21 protein-coding genes are annotated in these 23353 nt (G+C 39.2%); 17 read left to right on the top strand and 4 right to left on the bottom strand.

The genetic code is table 11. The annotated features are described in order from the left end of the window. Window positions 1–47: 47 nt before the first annotated feature. The 3 genes from H9Q76_RS02090 (at window position 48) to H9Q76_RS02100 (ending at window position 2210) form a co-directional block, all read left to right on the top strand. Window positions 48–584, top strand: a complete 537-nt coding sequence (locus tag H9Q76_RS02090; RefSeq protein WP_021984672.1) for a bL17 family ribosomal protein — start codon at window positions 48–50, stop codon at window positions 582–584. Between the two features lie 62 nt (window positions 585–646). Further along, the gene (locus tag H9Q76_RS02095) at window positions 647–1480 is read left to right on the top strand and encodes an LD-carboxypeptidase (protein WP_118374261.1); all 834 of its coding nucleotides are present in this window, start codon (window positions 647–649) and stop codon (window positions 1478–1480) included. A gap of 100 nt (window positions 1481–1580) precedes the next feature. Next, the gene (locus H9Q76_RS02100) at window positions 1581–2210 is read left to right on the top strand and encodes a type II secretion system protein (RefSeq protein WP_182428851.1); all 630 of its coding nucleotides are present in this window, start codon (window positions 1581–1583) and stop codon (window positions 2208–2210) included. Between the two features lie 168 nt (window positions 2211–2378). Here H9Q76_RS02100 and H9Q76_RS02105 read toward each other — a convergent pair whose 3' ends face one another. Further along, window positions 2379–2921: a hypothetical protein gene (locus H9Q76_RS02105; protein ID WP_118374263.1), complete on the bottom strand. Its 543-nt coding sequence runs from the start codon at window positions 2919–2921 to the stop codon at window positions 2379–2381. A 302-nt stretch (window positions 2922–3223) separates the two neighbouring features. On the opposite strand from H9Q76_RS02105, the gene H9Q76_RS02110 reads away from it, so the two are divergent. The 5 genes from H9Q76_RS02110 to rpsI all read left to right on the top strand — a co-directional run bounded on the left by H9Q76_RS02110 (window position 3224) and on the right by rpsI (window position 7808). Next, window positions 3224–5053, top strand: a complete 1830-nt coding sequence (locus H9Q76_RS02110; protein WP_118546160.1) for an ABC transporter ATP-binding protein — start codon at window positions 3224–3226, stop codon at window positions 5051–5053. Between the two features lie 49 nt (window positions 5054–5102). Beyond that, window positions 5103–5882 carry an energy-coupling factor transporter transmembrane component T family protein gene (locus H9Q76_RS02115; RefSeq protein ID WP_182428852.1) on the top strand — a complete coding sequence of 260 codons (780 nt, stop codon included), beginning with the start codon at window positions 5103–5105 and terminating at the stop codon, window positions 5880–5882. A 97-nt stretch (window positions 5883–5979) separates the two neighbouring features. Next, window positions 5980–6717, top strand: a complete 738-nt coding sequence (gene truA / locus H9Q76_RS02120) for a tRNA pseudouridine(38-40) synthase TruA (RefSeq protein WP_118374267.1) — start codon at window positions 5980–5982, stop codon at window positions 6715–6717. Between the two features lie 240 nt (window positions 6718–6957). Then, window positions 6958–7392 (top strand): 50S ribosomal protein L13, encoded by a 435-nt coding sequence (gene rplM, locus H9Q76_RS02125; RefSeq protein ID WP_021984665.1) that lies wholly within the window; start codon window positions 6958–6960, stop codon window positions 7390–7392. 17 nt (window positions 7393–7409) lie between these two features. Next, a complete protein-coding gene (gene rpsI, locus H9Q76_RS02130; protein ID WP_021984664.1) occupies window positions 7410–7808 on the top strand; it encodes a 30S ribosomal protein S9 in 399 nt (132 codons plus the stop codon). Between the two features lie 179 nt (window positions 7809–7987). Here rpsI and H9Q76_RS02135 read toward each other — a convergent pair whose 3' ends face one another. After that, a complete protein-coding gene (locus tag H9Q76_RS02135) occupies window positions 7988–9043 on the bottom strand; it encodes a tyrosine-type recombinase/integrase (protein WP_249321457.1) in 1056 nt (351 codons plus the stop codon). Window positions 9044–9100: 57 nt separating this feature from the next. Then, window positions 9101–9535: a helix-turn-helix domain-containing protein gene (locus H9Q76_RS02140; protein ID WP_117781422.1), complete on the bottom strand. Its 435-nt coding sequence runs from the start codon at window positions 9533–9535 to the stop codon at window positions 9101–9103. A gap of 147 nt (window positions 9536–9682) precedes the next feature. On the opposite strand from H9Q76_RS02140, the gene H9Q76_RS02145 reads away from it, so the two are divergent. The 8 genes from H9Q76_RS02145 (at window position 9683) to H9Q76_RS02180 (ending at window position 20943) form a co-directional block, all read left to right on the top strand. Continuing rightward, entirely contained in the window at window positions 9683–9925 is a 243-nt protein-coding gene (locus tag H9Q76_RS02145; RefSeq protein ID WP_117781423.1) for a hypothetical protein, read from the top strand. A gap of 234 nt (window positions 9926–10159) precedes the next feature. Beyond that, the gene (locus H9Q76_RS02150; protein WP_118546154.1) at window positions 10160–11533 is read left to right on the top strand and encodes a plasmid recombination protein; all 1374 of its coding nucleotides are present in this window, start codon (window positions 10160–10162) and stop codon (window positions 11531–11533) included. Window positions 11534–11724: 191 nt separating this feature from the next. After that, complete coding sequence (locus H9Q76_RS02155) at window positions 11725–11916, top strand: helix-turn-helix domain-containing protein (RefSeq protein WP_117781424.1); 192 nt, start codon at window positions 11725–11727, stop codon at window positions 11914–11916. A gap of 21 nt (window positions 11917–11937) precedes the next feature. Beyond that, entirely contained in the window at window positions 11938–13392 is a 1455-nt protein-coding gene (locus tag H9Q76_RS02160; protein WP_118546152.1) for an Eco57I restriction-modification methylase domain-containing protein, read from the top strand. Beyond that, window positions 13392–14489: a DNA cytosine methyltransferase gene (locus H9Q76_RS02165; protein WP_118546150.1), complete on the top strand. Its 1098-nt coding sequence runs from the start codon at window positions 13392–13394 to the stop codon at window positions 14487–14489. The genes H9Q76_RS02160 and H9Q76_RS02165 overlap by 1 nt, the downstream gene beginning before the upstream one ends. Continuing rightward, entirely contained in the window at window positions 14489–17032 is a 2544-nt protein-coding gene (locus H9Q76_RS02170; RefSeq protein ID WP_249321460.1) for a BpuSI family type II restriction endonuclease, read from the top strand. The genes H9Q76_RS02165 and H9Q76_RS02170 overlap by 1 nt, the downstream gene beginning before the upstream one ends. Window positions 17033–17058: 26 nt before the next feature. Beyond that, window positions 17059–18210 (top strand): PIN domain-containing protein, encoded by a 1152-nt coding sequence (locus H9Q76_RS02175; RefSeq protein WP_118546146.1) that lies wholly within the window; start codon window positions 17059–17061, stop codon window positions 18208–18210. A 78-nt stretch (window positions 18211–18288) separates the two neighbouring features. Then, the gene (locus H9Q76_RS02180; protein WP_188332055.1) at window positions 18289–20943 is read left to right on the top strand and encodes a TrlF family AAA-like ATPase; all 2655 of its coding nucleotides are present in this window, start codon (window positions 18289–18291) and stop codon (window positions 20941–20943) included. Window positions 20944–20995: 52 nt separating this feature from the next. Here H9Q76_RS02180 and H9Q76_RS02185 read toward each other — a convergent pair whose 3' ends face one another. Then, entirely contained in the window at window positions 20996–21238 is a 243-nt protein-coding gene (locus H9Q76_RS02185) for a hypothetical protein (RefSeq protein ID WP_117781324.1), read from the bottom strand. A 426-nt stretch (window positions 21239–21664) separates the two neighbouring features. On the opposite strand from H9Q76_RS02185, the gene H9Q76_RS02190 reads away from it, so the two are divergent. Further along, window positions 21665–23347, top strand: coding sequence for a methyl-accepting chemotaxis protein (locus H9Q76_RS02190; protein WP_118374754.1), 1683 nt, complete (start codon window positions 21665–21667; stop codon window positions 23345–23347). Window positions 23348–23353 lie beyond the last annotated feature (6 nt).

Raw genomic sequence — 23353 nt, forward strand, 5'->3', positions numbered from 1 at the left:
ATTAGTAAGCAAAGTGAAGACCCGAAAGGGTAAGGAGGAAAATTAAAATGGCAATGTATAGAAAACTTGGTAAAAAGTCTGATCAGAGAATCGCATTACTTCGTAATCAGGTAACACAGCTTCTCTATCATGGAAAGATTGAGACAACAGAGGCTAGAGCGAAGGAAGTTCGTAAGATCGCTGAGCACCTTATCACACTTGCTGTTAAGGAGAAGGATAACTTCGACGAGATCAAGGTAACTGCTAAGGTTGCTAAGAAGGACAAAGATGGCAAGCGTATCAAGGAAGTTGTAGATGGTAAGAAGGTTACACAGTACGACGAAGTTGAGAAGACAGTTAAGAAGGATCAGCCTTCCAGACTGCACGCTAGACGTCAGATGCTTAAGGTTCTCTACCCGGTAGTTGAAGTTCCTACAGATGCTGCAGGAAAGAAAGCTGCTACAAAGAAGGTAGACCTTACAGCTAAGCTCTTCGACGAGTATGCTGCAAAGTATGCTAGCCGCAAGGGTGGTTACACACGTATCGTTAAGATTGGCGAGCGTCGTGGTGACGGTGCTATGAAGGTTATTCTTGAGTTAGTTTAATCTATATAAAACCAGACGGGTTGTCGAAAGGCAGCCCGTTTATTTTTTCATGGAGAATAATTATGACGAGAAAAATCGGAATTGTGTGCTGTTCAGATGGATTCAATCGGGCATACGAAGGTGAGATTGAGGAATTGCATCGGATACTGGCAGACATGGGGATTGAGAGTGTGCTCAGCCCGTTCCTGTATGCGCGTGATGGTGTGGCGGGTGGAACGGCAGAAGAACGTGCGAAGGCAGTAATGGATTTTTACTTGGATGATACGATTGACGCAATCTGTGACATATCCGGTGGAGATATCGCGAATGGAATCCTGCCGTATCTGGATTATAGCGTGATTGCAAAGATGGATAAGCAGTTCTGGGGATACAGTGACCTGACGACGGTATTAAATGCAATTTACGCGAAGGCTGGACGGACAGGTGTGTTGTATCAGATACGAAATGTGCTCTACAAGGAGCGCAAGCAGCAGATGACGGATGTGCGAGATGTCCTGTGTGAGGGTGGTGATGCGTTGTACCGGATCGATTATCATTATGTACAGGGGACGGAGATGCATGGAATCATTGTCGGAGGAAATATCCGTTGTTTCTTAAAGCTGTCTGGGACGGCGTATATGCCAGATCTGAATGGGAAGATTCTTCTTCTTGAGAGTCGGTCCGGAACAGTAGCACGAATGGAAACCTATCTGAGCCAGTTGCAGCAGATTGGTGCATTTGAGCAGATCGCGGGTATCCTGCTTGGAACATTTACGGAGATGGAAGCAAAGCAGTGCATGCCGGATATTGTGCAACTTGTGAAGAAGTATGTGAGAAAAACAATGCCGATTGCGGTCACGAAGCAGATCGGACATGGGACAGATGCCAAAGGGATTGTAATAGGCGGAGAATTGTAATTTTTCGTCAAGCATTTTATGGAAATACGTTTGCCTTGCCGTGCATATGATGATATGATGGCTTTAGTTATGAAAAGTTTGATATATGCGGGGTAAGGGTATGAAAAATTGGAGAAATAATTCAGACAATGCAGGTTTCACACTGGTAGAATTGATTATTGCAATTGCAATCATGGCGGTGCTCGCGGGTGCAATCGGTCTGGCGGTTATTCGTTACATTAGGAAAGCCAGAGCATCAAATGCGATGGAGGAACTTCGGACGATTGTCTCGGCGGTTGAGACAGGCATGGTTTCCAGTTATGCGGAAGATCATGAGATGAATCTAGATAAGACATATACGGATGACGAAGGGAATGCACAGCGATGTGGCGTGCTCACGAATTATATGATTAGCCGAGCACAGAATAAAAGTGCAAATGGCATTACCGATGCAAATGCGTTGGAGTATTATTTTGCACAAAAGGTGTTGGAAGAATTGAATGCGGAGAATGGAAGCGACTATCGTTTCCTGAATTTTACGGGCGACGAGGATGAGCCGCTTGGAATGAATTGTGATTCGTTCTACGGACAATTTGGTTGTCCGGGCGTGATTGTTGTGTATGGTGGGGAAGGAAAGGTGCTGTTTGCGCAGTATTATAACTCTGGTTGCCTGATTCAGTATGAGGCGGGCGAAGGCTATACCTATCTGGATGATACGACGGAATTCGTCGGAAGTACGACGATTCATTAGTGTGATTTGCTCGAATCTGCCGATACAGACGATGCAATAATTGATGAGAATATATGAATATAAAAGAAAAAGGATTGACTGTATAGATACAGCTAATCCTTTTTTATCTGTTGTGTGAGATTGCATTGACTGTCAATCAGACCGGCATATGGAATACCTGACGTGGGTCTAAGGCTCCATAGATTTCGCGTCAACCATCTGGACAGCTCCGGCGAAGTTCCCCTGGAAATAGTTCGCGATTTCATCGGAATATCCATATACAATTCCCTTTCTGTAAGGGAATAACAGGTTCTGCAGTTGGGCGACTGCTTCATCAAGCGGCGCTTTCTTGGAGAAACCACCGGTTGTGATCTGGCCAAGTGAATAAGTTCCACCATCTCGTGCGAGCAGATATAAGGTATGAAATTTGCTTGTCGGAATAAAATTCATCGTCTGTTTAACTACATTTCCATAGATCCACATGATATCGCGAATCGGAATTACGCGCACCGTCTTCGCCTCATAGACGAGAATTGCTGTCGGTGTTGCTACGAATGAGAACGCTTCCACACCGTATGGAATCTGCTGGTCAAGCATTGCAATCTCCTGTGGAGAAAGCAGATTCCATGAGGCCTCTGCGGCTGCGTATTTTTTCTTATTAAATGCTGTTTGCTTGATACCGCCCCAGGCAGTGATCCGTGCGTTGATGTTTGTAAAATTTGTAAAATCCATATGTACCCTCCCAATGTGTGTAAAATAAATGTCAGATATAACTGACAAATAGTTTGAAAATGCTATATTCCATACATTTCGTACAATAATAGCAGATTCATACAAATTATAACATAGAAAAGCTGAAAAATCATTTTTATTTAACGAAAAAATATTGTATGGATGTTTCCGTGTTAATATGTGAAAATTTCTTTATTCTTTTGAGAAAAAATTGCGACATACATAGAAAAAATGGTATAGTAATGGATATGTTATAAGATAGTTATTGCGAATATGAAAAACAATCAGGAATATAGGATATCATGATAAAAATCAGAGATCTCACATTTGAATATTTTGACCGGGATGACGAAGGAAATCTGACGGAGATGGTAAACGCCATCCGCGGAATCAATTTTGATGCAGGAGAAGGTGAATTTATCGTTGTGGCAGGGGTGAATGGAAGCGGAAAAAGCACATTTGCAAAGATCTTAAACCGCCTGTTGCTTCCGATTGAAGGTACGGTTCTCATCGGCGGACTCGATGCAATGCAGGAGGAAAATATCATTCCGATCCGGAAGATGGTTGGCATGGTGTTCCAGAATCCTGATGATCAGCTGATTGGTAGTGTAGTGGAAGAGGATGTTGCCTTTGGCGCGGAGAATATCGGCGTGCCACATAAAGAACTGGTGAAACGTGTGGAGGATGCGCTTGCCCAGGTCGGACTTTCGGCGTCCATGCGCATCGAAGAGCTATCCGGAGGTGGAAAACAGAAGGTTGCGATTGCAGGCGTGCTTGCAATGAAGCCACGGTGTATCGTGCTTGATGAGGCAACCAGTATGCTGGATCCAAAATCCAGACGGGATGTGCTGCAGCTGATGAAAGAGCTGCAGAAGCAGGGAATCACGATTATTCTCATTACACATCTGATGGAGGAACTTCTGCTGGCAGATTGGATTTACGTGATGCATCAGGGAAGGCTTGCTATGAAGGGCAGCCGGGAAGCGCTTTTCGCGCAACCGGAGAGGCTGCGTGAGTTTGGATTGGAGCTGCCGATGACCGTGCTGCTTGCACATGCTCTTGCGGAGCGTGGGTGCGTGCGGACGAAGGATTTATTTTCCGTGGAAGCGATTGCGGAACGCATATACAAGGAACATCCGTATGCATTTCTGAAGGAAAAGACAATGGAGCCTGCATCCGTGGATAAGAAAACGAAAGTGTTGTCGCAGGCGATTGTATTTCAACATGTGAACCTATCATATGGAAAGAAATCGATTTTGAATGATGTATGTTGTTCTATCGAGAAAGGCAGCTATACGGCAATCATTGGACCTTCGGGGGCTGGAAAATCGACGCTTTTGCAGATGATTCCGGCGCTCATTTCACCGACGGATGGAAGCATTTATGTGGATGGAATGGAAGTGACGGATACTTCTGCGGATATTGCAACATTGCGTAAGAAAATCGGATTCATCTTCCAATATCCAGAGCAGCAGTTGTTTGCGAAAAATGTTTATGAGGATGTAGTATTTGGACCGCGGAATGTCGGCATCAGCGAGGTTGAAGCGGAGAAACGTGCGTATGAGGCGATTCAGTTTGTCGGGTTGCCGCAGGATGTCTATGATCTGCCGATGGATAAGCTGTCGGGTGGGCAGAAGCGGCGTGTTGCATTGGCGGGCGTGATTGCAATGCAACCGGATTACCTGATCTTAGATGAACCGTTGGCAGGGCTTGATCCGGTTGGAAAGAAAAAGATGCTGCAGATCCTGCGTGCGTTACACCGGGATGCGGGAATTACAGTGGTTGTAGTCAGTCACGATGCAGACGCAGTTGTGGAGGACGCGGAGCAGGTATTGTATCTGAGGGATGGGAAAATCTTGGAGCAGGGAGCACCGTCGGATGTATTTTACCGGATGTGGCTGCGCGAGATGGAGCATATGACGAGGGATAAGCATTCGAAAATGAATGGCGAACAGATGAGAGACAGAAGCACTGGACGTTTATCCGAAGATACGCTGGCAGAAGCAATCTGCGAGCTTCCGGGCTGCATGCAGTTGTTGATCCGCCTGCGCATCATGGGACTTCCGGTATCATGTAAGCATACGCAGCTTGCGGAGACGGTGCAGGCAATCGTGGATGCGGTTGGAAGATGATTTCGTATATAGATATTGTAGTATAAGAATGTCTAAAAGAGGTAGGAACATGATGAAGGATATCACATGGGGACAGTACCATAGCGTGGATTCGATGATCCACCGGATAGATCCCCGTGTCAAAATTCGATTTACAATTATATATATTATCCTGCTGTTGCTGGATCGGAATCTGCCGTTGTTTTTGTTTCTTACGACAGTATTTGCCGGTGTGTGGGCGTGCAGCCGGGTGCCGATGCGCAAGATGATACGCGGAACGAAGGGCGTGTTCATTTTCATCTTAATTTGCAGTATATTAAATGCATTTACCATGCATGGAACGACGTTGGTAAAGCTTGGCGTGCTCACGATCACGAAGGAGGGACTGATCAAAGCCGGATTCGTGTTCTGGCGGATGTTGTTGTTGATTCTGATGTCAAGCCTGTTGATGTATACGACGACACCGACGAGACTGACGGACGGTATGGAGAAGTGCATGCATTTAAGCGGCGGTGTGGCAATGGGAATCACGATCGCGCTACGATTTGTACCGATATTATTTGGAGAGTTAGAACGGATCATGAAGGCGCAGATGGCGCGTGGCGCGGACTTCAAGAAGGGAAATCCGGTCGTGCGTTTAAAGAAGCTTCGGACAGTGATCTTGCCGCTGTTCCAGAATGCAATCTCGCGTGCCGGACATCTGGGCGATGCGATGGACAGCCGCTGCTATACGGGCGGCAAAGGACGGACGAAGCTGCATCCACTCGTGTATGAGAGACGCGATATGGTCGCGTATGTGTGCATGCTGGCGATGGTTATTGCGTCGGTGGTGTTGATTGTGAAGTTCTAAAACGTAGGATAGATAAGTAGATGATAGTTACTGAATGATATATAGTGGTGAGATAGAATAGTGTATTTCACAATATAAGAGAAAGGAGATTCGCTCCATGAAACGAATCAAATTAACCGTTGCGTATGACGGGACAAATTATTGTGGCTGGCAGATTCAGGACAATGGAATTACAATCGAGGAAGTCCTGAACCGGGAACTGTCGAAGCTGTTGCAGGAGGATATCAAGATCATTGGCGCAAGCCGGACAGATTCCGGAGTGCATGCGCTTGGAAATGTGGCAGTCTTTGATACGCAGACACGGATTCCGCCGGAGAAGATCAGCTTCGCGTTGAACCAGCGGCTGCCGGACGATATCCGGATTCAGGAATCGTGCCAGGTGGCGGATGATTTTCATCCGCGGTTCTGCGATACGATTAAGACGTATGAGTATCGCATCTGGAATGACAAGTTCCCGAATCCGCTTGTGCGGCTTTACTCGAAGTTTTGTTATTTCCATGTCGATGTAGCGAAGATGGAGCAGGCAGCGGCATATCTGGTTGGCGAACATGATTTCAAATCATTCTGCACGCCGCGGACACAGGTGGAATCCACGGTGCGCATGGTCACAGAGATCTCCTTCCGCACAGAGGGCAAGATGATCATCATGACGATCCGCGGAACCGGTTTCCTATATAATATGGTGCGGATCATCATGGGTACATTGCTTAAATGCGGGATGAACATGTATCCGCCGGAGCATGTGAAGGAGATTCTCGATGCGAAGGACCGCGCGGCAGCAGGTCCGAAAGCGGAAGCGTGTGGACTGCAGTTGGTTGGAATTGAATATTTGTAGAAAATTTACGCATTTCTTGAAAAAAACGTTGACACACGCGGACACGTATAATATAATACCTAAATGTGACAAAAGACAGGTGAAGTGCGTCCCAATAGCCCCGGGATTCATGGAATACTCTTTTGAAGCAATGTACAGTACGCATTCGGCACTGTGCGGACAGGCTGTTTCGGACATTTCGGCTTGAAGGCATGGGTATGATGCAGGACAATTCGAATAATTTTAAGGAGGAACACCACAATGAAGAGCTTTATGGCAAGCCCATCAAACATTGAAAGAAAGTGGTATGTAGTAGATGCTACAGGACATACATTAGGTCGTTTATCATCAGAGATCGCAAGCATTTTAAGAGGAAAGAACAAGCCGACATTTACACCACACATCGATACAGGTGACTATATCGTAGTTGTAAATGCTGATAAGATCAAAGTAACAGGTAAGAAGATGGATCAGAAGGTTTACTATCACCATTCTGATTACGTTGGCGGTATGAAAGAGCAGACTCTCAAAGAGAAGATGGCTAAGAAGCCAGAGGATGTTATCTACCTTGCAGTTAAGGGCATGCTTCCAAAGGGACCTCTCGGAAGACAGATGATCAAGAAGCTTTATGTTTACGCTGGACCAGAGCACAAGCAGCAGGCTCAGAAGCCAGAAGTATTAGAGATTAAGTATTAATAAGGGAGGAAACGTTCGTGGCTAAGAATAGTAATAGATTTTACGGAACAGGTAGAAGAAAAAGCAGTATCGCAAGAGTTTACCTTGTACCAGGAACTGGTAAGGTAACTATTAATAAGAAAGACATGGATGAGTATTTCGGTCTTGATACATTGAAGCTCATCGTTAAGCAGCCATTTGCAGCAACAGGTACAGAAGGAAAGTTCGATGTACTTGTAAATGTTAAGGGTGGCGGATTTACAGGTCAGGCTGGTGCTATCAGACATGGTATCTCCAGAGCACTCCTCGAGGCAGACGCTGAGTACAGACCAGCACTCAAGAAGGCAGGATACCTTACAAGAGATCCTCGTATGAAGGAAAGAAAGAAGTACGGCTTGAAAGCAGCTCGTCGTGCACCACAGTTTTCAAAGAGATAATTTTCTCGAAACGAGAATATCAAGAAAAGCCCGATTTACAAGGGTTACAGAAGTTGTGGAATGTTGTCAGATGGGTTGGAAATTACATCGTATGCAACACATATGCAGCAGGTATGCAACAAATATATCAATGATATGTATAGGACATTTTCAGAGCAATCTGGGAATGTCCTTTTCTGTTAAATCTTATTAATCGCATCTACTAACTCCTTAATATCAAAGTGGGTATATACCTTTTCTGTAAGTGTCATAGCTCCGGAGTGCCCCACGATCTTCTTAATAATCGTCTGATCTACACCAGCTTCTGCCAACATGGACACGCATGTGTGTCTGCAACAGTGAGGTGTGCGATTAATCTTTAACTGTTCCATTAATGGGTGGAAGTAGCTGTCATAATAGTTTCTGTAGGTAAAATGCTTACCGTCTTCCGTATGCAGCAAGTATGCACAGTCGTGGTTGGATTCGTACCAACTTTTGTAGAATGGAAGAACCTTATCTGCAATGGGTACTTTTCGGATGCCGTTTTCTGTTTTACTGCTGATTACATCAAAGTACTGTTCATCGAGGTGAACATGTTCCTTTTTCAAATCAAGCAATTCTGAAATTCTGACTCCGTTGTAGAGAAGCATCAGAACAATCTGATAATACTTATCATCTTTCTGTTCCCAGATTCTCTCAATTTCATCCTTTTCAAATTTGTTTCTGTCATACTTATTCGGGTTGCGGTCTTTGTACTGTGCTACATCCACAAAACTTGAATAATCTTTGTTGCAAATATCGTTTTTCAATGCATAATCGTAAAGTTGATTGAAAAGCACTTTGATTTTCCTGAGAGTAGGATAATTCTTACCACAGGTATCAATGACATTTTGCAAATCCACTAATCGAATATCCTTAAAAACTCTGTTGTAGAGGGTACCGCAGGCTTTATAGGATGCGGTATATCCTTTGACATTGGATTCGGATACAGTAGGATACTTACGCTTGGACCATTCTTCATATACATCAGAGAAGGTCATCTTGGCAGCTTTGGTATCGAATGGATTATTGTTGTACTCTGCAAGCATCTGTAAGCCTTCAGCTCTTGTAGCAGCGTATCCAACTGTAATCATATCCTGAACCTGTCTGTCCTTTTCCTTATCGTAGTGCCAGCCTGTTGTCTTTCTGACCTGATAAGGCTTTCTTCTTTTTCCGGAAAGTTTTACAACGCTTCCGTATCCGTTGGGTAACTTCATAAGCACCATTCCTTTCGCTTTAAATTCAGCAAGCTGATAAGCGAAACAGAGTAGTTGCTAATCCTCGTGGATTGTTTTTGTTACACTTGGGCGTATGGTTTTCCAAATCTCATAATTATCTTCCGTCTGACTGCCGGATGAAAGTAATTCTTTCATTGCCTGCCAGTCTTTTAAAAATTGTACAAGACTCTTGTTGTCAAAAAATATTCCCGGTTCACCATCTACCTCTTTAATTGATACATTGAATGCTTCATCAATGGCAAAGAGGAGAGGGAGTACATCACCATCAGCCTGAATGTCGAACTCAACTAATGAGTTTACATTGACATTAAGTGCTTCGGCAATTTTCCTAAGTTGTTCAGGTTTTGGAATATTCTTGCCTAATTCATACTTGCGGATGGCAACTTCGTGGATGCCACACGCTTCTCCAAGTTCTTTTTGCGTTAATCCTCGAAATGTACGGATTAGCTTAATCTTTTTACCTGTATTCATCTTACCAACCTCCTGTATAGTCAATCTAACATATCAAAAATGAATTGTCAACATTATTATTAACGCTATTGACAGAGCAAATAAAGGTCTGTATAATACAAAACACAAACAGAGCAAGAAATGCTCTATAGACAGGAGGTGGTAGAGATGCCAGAGGTACAATACAAGGTTGATTTACCAGCTTTTACAGGACGGAATGTACCAATCAAAGAAATTGCACAGGCAATGGGGAAGGATGCACAGTATGTAAGGGTTGGACTTCAACAGGGGATTCTCAAATTCGGATCTGCAATTAAAGTAGGTAACTCAAATGAGTTCAGCTACTATTGTCCGGATAAGAAGGTTTGGGAAGAGACAGGTTACTTCAGAGATGTATCGGAAGTGGTATAGATTAGGTTAGGAAAGGATGTGGTCGCGATGGATAGATATATCAGTATGGAAGGTAGCTAATATACACCGACGAAGTTTACTTCTTGTCGGTGTAACCCTCGGAGAGCCCCCGCAGATTTGGCGCAGACAATGGCACATTGGATGTGACAAATCTGCTAGGGGGTTATCATCTTCGGCAGAGCCGAGATGATAAGCGAGCGGGAAATCTGATTTAAGAAGGAAGGAGAGGTGCCTATGGGTAATGTTTCTTACTCGGCACACATTAGCAATGGAAAGAGTGCCATAACAAGTAAGAGTAAATTGCTTGGAGTAGCAAAACACAATTTGCGGAAATATAAATCGCCGGAATACAGTTCCGATAATATTTTGCTTTTGAGAGGAACGGAAGATTTGTATCAGGATGTGAAGAATGTCTATCATCAGGAATTTGATGAAGTGGTACAACAATATAATCAAAAGCATAAGCGAGCTGACAGACGGATAGAGGATTATTTTGAACATGTAGCCAATCTGGAACAGGATATGGCAGTTGAGATTATTTTTCAATGCGGAGATAAGAAATTCTGGGAAGAACATATGGATAAAAAGGAAAAGATGTACAATGTGTATGCTTATCTGTTATCCACAATGGAAAGACTTCTTCCGAATTTCAAAGTAGCAAATGCAGTAATACACTTTGACGAAGCAAGTCCTCATATGCATGTGGTAGGAGTTCCGGTATGGGAAGGTGCAAAAAAGGGCCTGTCAAAGAAGGTCTCCAAGCGTAATGTCTTCACGCCAGAAAGTTTATCTGTAATATTACAGGATAAATTAAGGGAAGAAGCAGGTTCGTGTTTCAGGTTCAATGTGAAGGAAGAACTTGCTGAGAAAAAGCAGGGACGGAATCATGATTTGTCGGTTATGGAATACAAAGTTGCCAAAGAAACTGAGCGCTTGGAAGAATTGCAAAGGGAAGTTGTGGATACAGATAATGAATTATTTGCATCAAAACTTGCTTACCGTCAGGTGCAGCGTGAGAATGAAGACGAGCTTAGAGAAATCAAACAAGAGATTTCTGAAAAGCAAAGTGAAAATTTGAAACTGGATTATGTGATTTCGTATAAGCGGGATAAGCTGAAAGAATATGATGATGAGATATCCAAGTGGGAACAGTTTAAGAATACACTGATAATGCTTAAAGAGTATATTTCAGCATATCTTCCTCTATCGCCGCTAATTGAAGAATTTGCAAATTGTGTAGAGCATAAGAAGGATATTGAAGCCGGAAACAGTTTCAGAGGTCTACTAAATGCATTGGGGCAATTCCTGAGAGCATTTAAAGAATTGATTGTTGATGGTGTGTGTTGGTTTCCGAGACTTATGCGATGGGAAACGAGTAAAGGAGAAGTTGCACCGGTATTCTCGGACTACAAGAATGAAGGTTATGATTATCGATTGAAAGCTTATATGAATGTTGTAACAAAAGAAAAGTACAGCATTGACAGCATTCAGGAAGAAATCAAGCCAGAGAACCGAATCGGTACGCTGGAGCAGTTGGAACAAGGGATTGTGGCAGCGGAGGAGATGGTGCAAGAGGTGGAGAGGACGAGAGTAAGGGGAAGGGAATAATAAAACGGATGCTATTGCGAGGTGGCAATAGCATCCGTTTTTGCTGATATGGAGTGTTGGAAATATGATAAGAAATCTTTTGGAAAGTAAAAGAAATACTAAGAAATCATATGAAATACATTGAAATACTAGAACATATGTGCTAAAATTATGCGTGGATATTTATGTTATAGAAACGGAGAGAGGATAGGATGGATAATACATATACTGATGGTTGGATTGGAATAGATGAAGCTGCAAAATATATGGATGTTACAAAAGATACAGTTAGAAATTGGATAAAAAAGACAGATATTCCAGCTCATAAAATAGGTAAGTTATGGAAATTCAAGCGTTCAGAATTAGATTCTTGGATTAAGAGCGGAAAAAGTGCAATTGATTAAAAATTGTGAGGAAGAGTGGCAATGGATTTAGGACAAGTATTTACAAATAAAACTGTCGCAGAATATATGGTATCTATGTTTGAATTGGGAAAGGATGCCCTTATTTTAGATCCTTGTTTTGGTGCAGGTGCCTTTTTGACAGCTGGTATGCTGCAGGGATTTACAAATATTGAAGGTTATGAAATAGATGAGGAACTATATGAAAAAGTAAAAAAGCAATTTTCTCAATTTAAGCTATATAACAAAGATTTCTTAAAAGTATCCAATACAAGAAAGTATGATGGAATTATTATGAATCCACCATATATAAGGCAGGAAAAAATAGATGACTTAGAGAAACTGGGGATTACAAAAAACAAACTCAGAAAAAATAAAATATATGAGCAGTTGCCAAGTACTGCAAATATGTATATGTATTTTATTTTCAAGGCATTAGATTTATTGAAAGTTGACGGGGAAATGGTAGTTATTTTTCCAAGTAGTTGGATGGATGCAAGAAGTGGGAAAGCGTTTCAAATGGCATTAAATTCACGTGCAACAATAATTAAGCAGGTGCATATTTCAGGAGAGGTATTTGAAAAGTCTGCATTAGTAGAAGTTGTAATTTTGAAATTAAAGAAGGGGAGTATTAAGTGTAAAAGTCAGGTTGAATACTTAGAAGCAAGAGGTGATAGTATATGTGAAGTCCTAAAAGCGGTTGATTATGAAGACATAGAATTCGATATACCATTTTCAAAATATGCTTCTGTTCGCAGAGGACTTACTACAGGATATAATGCTATGTATATAAATCCAGCATTTAAAAAAAATGAGTCAAAAGTGCATCTTGTTTCAATCATATCGAGCCCCAAATCGATAGTTGGTTATGAAACAAAAGATGCTGCTGTTGACAACTTATTGTATGTCCAGGATGGTGAGAATATACCGGATGAAGTAAGAAAATATATTAAGAAGTGGGAGAAAAATATTCGAAATACAAAAGCACCAAAAACTTTATATCAAAAAATGCAAAAGGATAAGAACTGGTATAAGATTAATTGCGTAAATGGTAAAGGAATTGTATTTAGTTATTTTGTTCGTAATGATATGAAGTTTATTATGAATAACTTAGGGTATCTGGTTCGAGATAATTTTTACATTATTAAGGCGCAAATCGATGAATATTTAATGTTTGCTTTGTTGAATAATTATTATACTTATTATCAGCTAGAAAAAAAAGGAAAGAAATATGGAGCGGGATTATTAAAACTTCAAAGATATGACATTGAGGCATTGAAGTTTCCTGATATCAATTGCTTTTCCGTTGACGATAAGGTAGAACTTATTAGTTTGGCAAAAGATTTAGCGCATACAGGAAATAAGGTTAATATCATAAAAATAACAGAAATTATGGCAAAGTATTCAGAACAGAGTTTTGATATGATTACAAATATGTATGAAAAAATTAGAAAATTTAGATTGGAGGGAAAAGAGTGATGGCAATAGATGTAGTTAGTCTCTTTTCTGGTGGCGGTGGTTTGGATTTGGGATTTAAATCTGCAGGGTTTAATATAATTTGGGCAATAGACAATAACCAAAATGCTGTTAATACTTATAAAGCAAATATAGGTGACCATATTATATGCGATGATATAAACAAAATTGATGTGAATAACATCCCACATGCAGATGTTGTTATAGGTGGACCACCTTGTCAGTCATTTTCCCTTGCTGGAAATAGGCATGTGGAAGATGATAGGGGGCAATTGGTATGGAGGTACATCAGTATTATAAAAGAAATAAAACCTAAGGCATTTTTGTTTGAAAATGTAACAGGTCTTCTGTCGGCTAAAAATGGAAAAGGAGAAAAGATTATAGATTTATTAAAAAATGCTTTTCGAGATATCGGTTACACTTTAACTACACAAGTGGTAAATGCGGCAGACTATGGTGTGCCACAAAGAAGAAAAAGAGTTATTATTGTTGGCGTAAAAGGAGAAAGCAGATTTTCATTTCCGAAAGCTACACATAATGAATCGGGAGTAGGGTTAAAGAAGTATGTAAGTGTAGAGGAAGCATTAGATGATTTGCCTAAAGTGATTTATGACGAAAATGGTAGTGCGGACTATTTAGAAATGCCGAAAACAGAATATCAGAAAAGGATGCGTAATGTAGAAAAGGTCACAGAACATTTTATGCCTCAAATGAGTGAGTTGGATAAGTATATTGTAGAACATGTAAAGCCAGGGGGAAACTATATGGACATTCCGCCTGACGTGAAATCTAGTAGGATAAGACGTTTGCAGAGGGAGGGTGGACATACAACTTGTTATGGTAGGATGAAGCCTGACGAGCCGTCTTATACAATAAATACATATTTCAACAGACCTAATGTTGGATGTAATATACATTATAGAGAAGATAGGTTGATTACAGTTCGAGAGGCTTTACGATTGCAGTCGTTTCCAGATTCGTATGTTGTTGTTTCATCTAGCAAGCAAGGCCGAAATTTGATTGTAGGAAATGCTGTTCCACCTATGTTGGCAGAAGTTATGGCAAAGGAGTTAAAGAAGTATGTAGAGGAGGAAATATAATGATTAGTTATGTAGATTCAGAAGTGAAAATATTTCATCCGTTGTGTGAGGATGCACTTAATCAAGCGTTAAAGAATCTAAGTTTGAACAGTGAATATGAAGTGTTACATCATCAATACACAGGAACGTTAGAGATGGATTACGTTGTTAGGAATCGTCGTACAAAAAAATATCTTTGTGTTATTGAGGTGAAAAGAACCCCTGCTGATGTGCAAAGTACTCGTTATCAGGTTCAAGCACAATCGTATGTACAGATGAATTCTCCGGAGAATGAAAAACCATTCTATATTTTAACAAATTTAGAGAAGCTGATAAGTTTTCGATATGACACTACAAAACCACGTGTATATCAGCAAATGTTATTACCAGGTTTGGAAAATGTATGTGATTTTTCCATGGATGATGAACACAAAATTGTAAATAAACTTGCAAAAATATTTACAAGGTTAATTGATGAGTTTAGAAATGATAGATATCAGTATTTGACTACTTTGGAACAGTTTTTAGGTTATATGAATTCAACTATTGCTGATGATAAAAAATGGAAGAGCAGTATGGCGATGTTGATGTATGAATATATACGAGGTGCATTTAGAGCAGTTAGAAGAACTGAAATTAGATATGATGTTCATAAATTTCATAATGATATTGAACAAATATGTATCGAAGCAAATTCAGTAGATTTTGACGGGATTTTTGCATACGATAGTGCAAAATATCTACCTCGGCTTACTATGTCTGCATCAATTCTTGCAGATATTTACAAATATGGAAATGTAAATATATCTGGAGACGCAATTGCCGATGCTTTGCACAATATGGTATCTGAAGATAAGCATCATGAGGGTGAAGTCGCAACAGATTTGGAATTGGCAAGTTTGGCAGCAGTATTGGCTAAAATGTCGAATGGCGCATTGGCTAATGGAAAGAAAATATGTGATCCTGCTGCAGGAAGCGGAAATTTGATATGTTCCTCTATTAATATCTTTAATGCAGAACCAAATCAATTAATAGCAAATGATATCAATCCGAAATTAATTGAGTTGTTATCGTTAAGGTTGGGATTGAGTTTTCCTAAAGTAATTGCAAAACCAAATGTAGCTCAAATTACGACGGAAGATATTGTAAATCTGAATAAATCAGATTTTAAAGATGTGGATGTAGTATTGTTAAATCCACCTTTTGTAGCTGGGATTAACTGTGTAAATAGAAAAGTGCCATTTTACAATAAAATTAAGTCATTAAAAGGTTCGGAGGCAATTACAAAGGTTGGACAAATGAATTTAGGGGCTGTTTTTCTTGAAACGGTTTGTCATTTGGTAAATGTAGGAACAACAATAGTTTGTATATTTCCAAAGGCACATTTGACAGAGCGAGGTGAAGAAGCAGTTGCATTTAGGAGAATGTTACTTAATTTATTTGGCTTGCATACCATATTTAATTATCCGGCAGAAGGCCTTTTTGATTCTGTTACAGAAGAAACATGTATATTTGTTGGAAAAGTCTTGCAGAAAACAAAAGAAGTGCTTGTGTATTCAAGTGATGTAAAAGTGGCTGATATAGATCTTCATGCGTTGCAGAGTGTTACGAGTGGTTATTGCAGAAAAGATTTTGCAACAGTTTTTCCAGGTGTAGAGGCTAGGGTGTTCGATTGGTCGGAACTGGATACAGCAGTTGAAGATGGATGGAGAATGGTATGTAGCGAAATGTCAGAAGCTATTGATTTTGCTAATAAAAGTTTTTGGATGAATGATAAGCTAATACCTTTGTCGGATAGTACTTCAAACAAAAAGTGTGGTTCTACTGATAGGGGTGGTGGAACAGATTTATTGTATTTTGAAACATTTGAGACTTTAGCAAATAAATATAAAAGTGTTCCACTAGATGAAGGCGTGAGAGTAGCCAAGAGTGATGATTTTGAATTATATAAGGGAACAAATAAGTTTATAAATTTTAATAATTTATCAAATTCATTATCTATATCGATAATAAACGATTTCATTCCTCTGCAAAGAAAATCAGGGAAACAACAGAGAACGGTAAAATCTGTTGCAGAATGGAATAAAATATTTAGAACAAAAGGTCGTGCTCAATTTCCAGAAAATTCTGTATTAGTACCAACAAAAATAAGGAAAAGCGGTAGAATTCATTTGGCGAGAATTCCGTTGCATGTATCGAGTAATTTTACTGTATTTTCATATGAAAATGCAGAGACTGCAGAAATTATTGCTAGTTATATGACAACAGTATTTTATCAATTAGATTGTGAAATACAAGCAAAAGTGCATGCGGGTGTTAGAAAACAAGATATGCGAGATATTATAAAAACTTATGTTCCTAAAGTGGATTTAATCACAAAAGAAGCAAGAAATATTATAAAGAATGAAATTCCCAATATTGTATTTTTGAATTTAAGTCAACCACAGATAAGAAAAATAGATAAAATTTGGGCTGAAATATTGTTTGGTTCAAACTCTGAAAAATATGTGACAGAGGCACAGCGATTGCTACGCTTTTTGGCAAATAGACGAAATCCACAATAAGATAAGAGGCAAGAAAGGAAATGCGTATGTCAGTTGATGAAAGAATAACAACAATATTGGTAGATACGTGTGCTTTTAGGGACGCAAATAGTGATTTTATTGGTATTAGTTCAATGCTTTTACCATCCTTCTTTTCTGTCATTAAAGAAAAAGACATACTTTTGTTAACGCATCCAATCTTGGAAAGAGAGATTGAAAAGCATATTGAAGACTCTGGTATCTATAAAGATTATCAGAGTCTGGTATCTCATATAAATAAATGCAAAGATGTTCTTCGATATGCAAATTGTTGTGATGAAGAGTTATTTTCAAAAATTGCGGATTATAATATAAAAAATCAAACTTTTAGAGCATATAAGAAATATTATAAAAATGCAGTAAAGCTTGATTATCCGAACCCAGAACTTATTTTTGAACTATATTTTTTGTCAAAGCCTCCATTTGCATCAACTGGTAAGAAAAAATGTGAATTTCCGGATGCATTTGTGATTGAAGCTACTAAACAATATATAAATGAACACCCCAATGATGTTTTATTGGTTGTTTCAAAGGATAATGATTGGGTTAAGTCATTTTGGGGAGTAGATAATGTAATCATGTGTGAATCTATTGTTGAGGCTATAAAAAAGATTAACAGTATAGAGAGTATATTGAGCGAGGATATGCTAATAAAAATATTTAAAGGTGCTTATACTGAAATTTTATCAGAGGCTCAGAGGTGTGCAGAACTAGAAGATTATTATTTAGATGATTATGAATTATATGAGGAACTAGAAATTGATTCAGTAAAGGTAGTGAAAGTGGAGGATTCCTTTGTTCCTTTAAAAATATCTAGAGATATGATACTGATAAAAACTATAGCAAACGTAAGAGTAGCTGGATATGGAGAGATTTTTGATGAAGACAGATCTGTGTGGGATAATGAAGACAAAGAATATTTTATAATTGAATACTCGGATATAGATTTTGATGATGGTGAAGCACAAATTGAATGTGAGATTAGTATAAAATTTGATTTTGATAATTTGGAGGAAACTGCACGAGTAGATAGATTTAAATTCAATAATAGGGGATATATTTATGTAAGTTGTGTGAATGCAGAGATTACTCCTATTGATGAGGATGAAATGGCTTTAAGATGCTTGCGGGAGGATAAAGGGTATAGTAGAAGAGGATAAGAATATTTTTCAATGTATAAAAGTGGAAATATTAAAATTAAGAAGTGATTTTGGTTTTGTAGAAGGAGATGATATATAGTGAAAGATTTGAATTATGCAGGCTCTCAATGGGCAAAATGGGATTTACATATACATTCAAATGCGTCTGATGGAAATGGAACTCCACAGCAGATAATAGAGAAGGCAAAAGAAAAAGGGTTATCTGTAATTGCCTTAACAGATCATCATACAGTTAAAAATATAGATGAAATAAAAAAATTAGGGAATGAAAATAATATAACAGTTATAAGTGGGATTGAATTCAGAACAGAGTATGGTTCTAAGTCTGTACATATGATAGGTTTATTTCCAGATGAGTATAATGGAATAAAATTGACGCAGCAAGCATTAAATGATCTTATTCTAGTTCCGCTTAATTTGTCAGAAACTATAATTAAAACTAAAGGTAAAGAGGAAGATAGTGCTCTTACAGATGAGCAAGCTTTTAAGAAAGGTATGTTTCTTGTTCAGGTGAATTTCAAAGAAGCGGCAGAATTAGTTCATAAGTATGGAGGACTAATATCGGTTCATGCAGGGAATAAAGCAAATAGTATAGAAGAAATGAAGCATGAAGGGAGAGGGGCAAGTAATGTTAAGGATGTTGTAGATTCTTTAGGCCCAGTAAAAAATGAATTATTAAAGTATTACATTGATATTTGTGAATTGGGAAGTTTACAAGATAAGAATGCGTCGTTTTATATTAGTGAATTTGGTAAACCAGCAATAGTTGCTTCAGATGCACATAGAATAGATGAGGTAGGAAAATTATACACATGGATAAAGGCAGATAAGACTTTTGAAGGCTTGCGACAGATTGTTTATGAACCTGAATTACGTGCAAGAATTCAAGAGAATATGCCGGATAACAAAAGTGATTATCAAGTTATTGACGCTATCAAAATTGTTGGCGAGGATTTTGGGGAACAGGTAATTCCATTTAATCAAGATTTGAATGTCATTATTGGTGGAAGGTCTTCTGGTAAGTCGATTTTGTTGGGATGTATTGCAAAGTTGGCAAATTATAGTGGATTAGTGAAATTAGAAAATGAGGCTTACAATAAATATATTGATGATATTATAGAGAATATGAAATTGAAATGGAGAGATGATACAGAAGGACTGGTACATAAGGTTGAGTATTTTCCACAGTCATATATCAATAAATTAGCTTCGACTTCTAAAGAAACGATAGTTTTAATAGAAAAAATACTAAAAGAGGACGAGAAACGTCGGGAGGTATTTGAAACATATAATAATTGTAATAGTAAAAACATGTTTGAAATAACAAATGAGATTGAAAATTATTTCAAATTATTTTATAAGCTCGAAGAGATGCAGGAAGAAGCAAAAGAAATTGGTGATATACGAGGAGTACAGAAGGAAATAGCAAAAATTGAAAGTGAAATATCACAAGTAAAAAGTAACTCAAGCACTAAAATCTCAGAAGATGACGAAATACTATATGATGAATTAAAAAAGGAAAAAGAAATTCTGTATCAGGAGATCGTATCATTTGAAAGTGCACAGAAACAATTGGAAGAAATTAAAAATTTCTTGTTGGTAAGGGAAATTAAGACAGAGTTGATTGGCTTGCCAGAAGCTGTCAAAAGTGTAATAATCTCAGGGTATGATGAATTAGTTGAAGCAACACAAAAACGCTGGGAAGAATTAGTATCAAATGAAGAAAATAATTTAAAAGCTTTGGTGGCTGACAAAAAACAACGTATTAAAGTTATTGAATCTGATGTAAAGTATGTTAATGGCGAAAAATATTATAAAGAGAATGAAACTATTAAACAAATGAGTATTAGATTGAGTGAAGAACGTAAGAAGGAAGAACGTTTGACGAAAATAAATACAAAACAGACGGAAATAATTGAACAAATATCTTTGTCAAAAGAAAGAATTTTCGAAAAACAAAGAATGTATTATGAGTTGGGACAGCAAATATGTGGACAAATTCAATTGGAAAAAGATGAACTGAGTATTATGCCAAAGCTTTCATATAATCAAGAAAAGCTACAGATGTTTGTCGATTCGTATTTGAATGCAAGAAATCCGTTAGCAAAAGCAATGCAGGAAGCAGACATAATTGATAATGAGTCGTTAATTAATGTTTTAACAAATGCTTTTGATAATATTGTAAAAGGGATAGTACCACTTAAGGGTGGCAAAGATAAAAAGCAAGCCGCAGTAGAACTTTTGTCAACGAATTATTACTATTTTATGTATAATGTTGTTTATCAAGGAGATACATTATCTTCAATGTCAGAAGGGAAAAAAGCTTTTGTAATTTTACGTTTGCTTTTAGATTTTGATGAAAATAAATACCCTATATTAATTGATCAGCCAGAAGATGATTTGGATAACAGAGCAATATATAATGATTTGGTAACATATATTCGAAATAAGAAACTTGAAAGACAAATTATTCTGGTTACTCATAATCCTAATATTACTGTTGGAACTGATGCTGAAGAAATAATTGTGGCTAATCAGCATGGAGCACATACCGAAAATCAAGATGGGGTCAAATTCGAATATCGTTCTGGGGCGATAGAAAACTCGTATAAGCGAGATGGAACTAAAACCGTTTTGTTGAGCCAAGGAATTAGAGAACATGTATGTGATTTACTTGAAGGTGGTGATATTGCCTTTAAGAAAAGAGAAAGCAAGTATGGTTTGAAAAAGTGATAATGGATTTATGTAAAATAGTGCACTATATATAAGCAACAATGGAGGAGCCTTAATTCCACTCCCCCATTGCCTCCACATACCCTTGCAGACCACCTTTCCTCGAAGCAAGGCTGGCATAGAATCCCGGTTCCTCTCTTGCAAGACAGGTAAGATAAGAAACATCAAGAGGGTCTGCCAGTTTAACCTGTGCATTGCAGTTTTGGCAGTTGAAGATAGCATGGAATTGATTATCAAGGGTGACTTCGACACAGTCGGTTTTGTGGTTATATAGTGCAGATATTATTTTACTCATAGTCATTATCCTTTCTTTGAAAAGCGTTATTGGTAGTTGTGAGCAGTAATGGACAGCCTCCCGTAAGATTCAGGTATGCAACACCATCTGCACCAAACCCTGTATTTTCGGGCTTTTCAAGATATCTAAACGTTAACAAAGAGATAATTTGCGAGCAATCGCATGCAAAAAGCTCCAGAGAATTTATTCTCTTGGAGCTTTTTTGTTGCGATTATTGGCGGATTGATGATGACCGAGCCGTAGCGAAGCGTAGAGGAGGTTCATGTGCTAGATTCGCAGATAATCCGTATAAGTTGACTTGCAATCCCCGCAAGTAACTACCACGAAAACCTCAAATATTTGATAGAACCCGTCGAAAAAATCGAGTATAATAAATAGAAAATACATAGAAAAGGGGGAGGGAGATTTTATATCTTCCGAAAATGTATGGGAACTATCAAAAATACAAAAGGGAAACGATTAAATATCTTATGGGTGATTATCCTGATCGGCAGCGTTCCGCTGCTCACGGCAATTCTGATTCTGACAATTTATTCTACAAGAAAAATGGAACAGGAACTTGAAGACAGTACATATGCAAGACTAAAGGCATGTGCGGTTTCGGTAGAGAAATACTTTGAGTGGGATGTCCGCGAAGACATCTTATGCAGGGACGATGTCAGCTACGAGTTTATCGATTCATTGAAAAAGGACAATATCGAGCTTACATTTTTTGAAGGAGATGAACGATACATCACTTCGGTTGTTGATGAGAATGGAAACCGTCCGGAGGGAACAAAGGCAGATGCTGCAATCTGGAAAACTGTCCAGGCGGGCAAGGATTACCACGCAGATGGTGTACAGATTGCAGGTGCAGATTACTATGTATACTACACACCGGTGTATTCCGATGCCGGTGATGTGATCGGTATGGGATTTGCCGGCGAGAAAACAGCGACTGTCAACGCAGCAAAGAAGGGACTTGTGCGTACATTGTTACTGATCTCTGTGGCGATAGGCATTCTATACCTGGGTGCCCTGATTCTCCTTGCGTTGAAGATCCGGAAGTCACTGGCGAAGACAACAGCACATATTGAACGGATTGCGAACGGAAGTATTTCAGAAGACGTGGAAGGCTCTTCGGCAATTGCGGAGATTGACACGTTGATTGATTCCTCAAAGATACTTAAGGAAAAACTGAATAATATTGTAACAAGTGTAAATGATCATGTTGTGAATCTGCAGCAGGATACATCTTCCCTGAATGAGCGTGCCGATTTCAGTAATGAGGGTGCCGGACAGATCAGTCAGGCGATGGAGGAATTGTCTGTGACCGCGGTGACACTGGCAGATAATGTGCAGGATGTCAATGCGAAGTCCATCGAGATGGGAAATGCAATCACGGATATCGATAATGATGTGCAGGTATTAAGTGCAAATTCTGAGCAGATGGGCAAGGCGAACAGCACAGCAACCAAGTCCATGGAGACTGTACTGGACAGCTCAAACCAGTCGGCAGAGATTATTGAGCGGATCACAAATCAGATTGAAGAGACAAACCAGGCGATTCTGTCAATCAATGAGGCAGTCAACCTGATTATGGATATTACCGGACAGACAAGTCTGCTTGCGTTAAATGCATCAATCGAAGCAGCACGTGCCGGACAGTCGGGAAGCGGATTTGCGGTTGTGGCAAGTGAGATCAAGAAGCTGGCAGAGCAGAGTGCCGAGGGTGTGGATACGATCAAACAGGTGGCTGATAATATCTTTGCGAAATCAAATGAGTGTGTGAGTATGGTACATGATGTGCAGACATTGCTCAGAAAAGAGCAGGATGATATCTCTGCAACATGCAGCAGCTTTGCAACACTCAGCAAGACGATTAGTGACAATATTGTGGCAGTAACGCGGATCAGCGAGAAGTCAAAGCAGCTTGATGGTATCAAGCAGTCCATCATAGCCAATATTACTGACCTCAGTGCGATTTCCGAAGAAAATGCGGCAAGTAACGAGGAAGTATCTGCGAATGTGACAAGTATTGCCGAAGCAATCGACCAGATGAACACGGCAACCGGACATGTCAGCAAGGTGTCGGATGAACTGGCAGAAATGATGAAGTATTTTGAATAAGAATAT

It is taken from the genome of Wujia chipingensis (genome assembly GCF_014337155.1).
Classification (GTDB): Bacteria; Bacillota; Clostridia; order Lachnospirales; family Lachnospiraceae; genus Coprococcus_C; species Coprococcus_C hominis.

Coding starts and splice junctions, on each gene's coding strand:
- H9Q76_RS02090 (WP_021984672.1), top strand. CDS start 48: ATGGCAATGTATAGAAAACTTGGTAAAAAGTCTGATCAGAGAATCGCA.
- H9Q76_RS02095 (WP_118374261.1), top strand. CDS start 647: ATGACGAGAAAAATCGGAATTGTGTGCTGTTCAGATGGATTCAATCGG.
- H9Q76_RS02100 (WP_182428851.1), top strand. CDS start 1,581: ATGAAAAATTGGAGAAATAATTCAGACAATGCAGGTTTCACACTGGTA.
- H9Q76_RS02105 (WP_118374263.1), bottom strand. CDS start 2,921: ATGGATTTTACAAATTTTACAAACATCAACGCACGGATCACTGCCTGG.
- H9Q76_RS02110 (WP_118546160.1), top strand. CDS start 3,224: ATGATAAAAATCAGAGATCTCACATTTGAATATTTTGACCGGGATGAC.
- H9Q76_RS02115 (WP_182428852.1), top strand. CDS start 5,103: ATGATGAAGGATATCACATGGGGACAGTACCATAGCGTGGATTCGATG.
- truA (WP_118374267.1), top strand. CDS start 5,980: ATGAAACGAATCAAATTAACCGTTGCGTATGACGGGACAAATTATTGT.
- rplM (WP_021984665.1), top strand. CDS start 6,958: ATGAAGAGCTTTATGGCAAGCCCATCAAACATTGAAAGAAAGTGGTAT.
- H9Q76_RS02135 (WP_249321457.1), bottom strand. CDS start 9,043: ATGAAGTTACCCAACGGATACGGAAGCGTTGTAAAACTTTCCGGAAAA.
- H9Q76_RS02140 (WP_117781422.1), bottom strand. CDS start 9,535: ATGAATACAGGTAAAAAGATTAAGCTAATCCGTACATTTCGAGGATTA.
- H9Q76_RS02145 (WP_117781423.1), top strand. CDS start 9,683: ATGCCAGAGGTACAATACAAGGTTGATTTACCAGCTTTTACAGGACGG.
- H9Q76_RS02150 (WP_118546154.1), top strand. CDS start 10,160: ATGGGTAATGTTTCTTACTCGGCACACATTAGCAATGGAAAGAGTGCC.
- H9Q76_RS02155 (WP_117781424.1), top strand. CDS start 11,725: ATGGATAATACATATACTGATGGTTGGATTGGAATAGATGAAGCTGCA.
- H9Q76_RS02160 (WP_118546152.1), top strand. CDS start 11,938: ATGGATTTAGGACAAGTATTTACAAATAAAACTGTCGCAGAATATATG.
- H9Q76_RS02165 (WP_118546150.1), top strand. CDS start 13,392: ATGGCAATAGATGTAGTTAGTCTCTTTTCTGGTGGCGGTGGTTTGGAT.
- H9Q76_RS02170 (WP_249321460.1), top strand. CDS start 14,489: ATGATTAGTTATGTAGATTCAGAAGTGAAAATATTTCATCCGTTGTGT.
- H9Q76_RS02175 (WP_118546146.1), top strand. CDS start 17,059: ATGTCAGTTGATGAAAGAATAACAACAATATTGGTAGATACGTGTGCT.
- H9Q76_RS02185 (WP_117781324.1), bottom strand. CDS start 21,238: ATGAGTAAAATAATATCTGCACTATATAACCACAAAACCGACTGTGTC.
- H9Q76_RS02190 (WP_118374754.1), top strand. CDS start 21,665: ATGGGAACTATCAAAAATACAAAAGGGAAACGATTAAATATCTTATGG.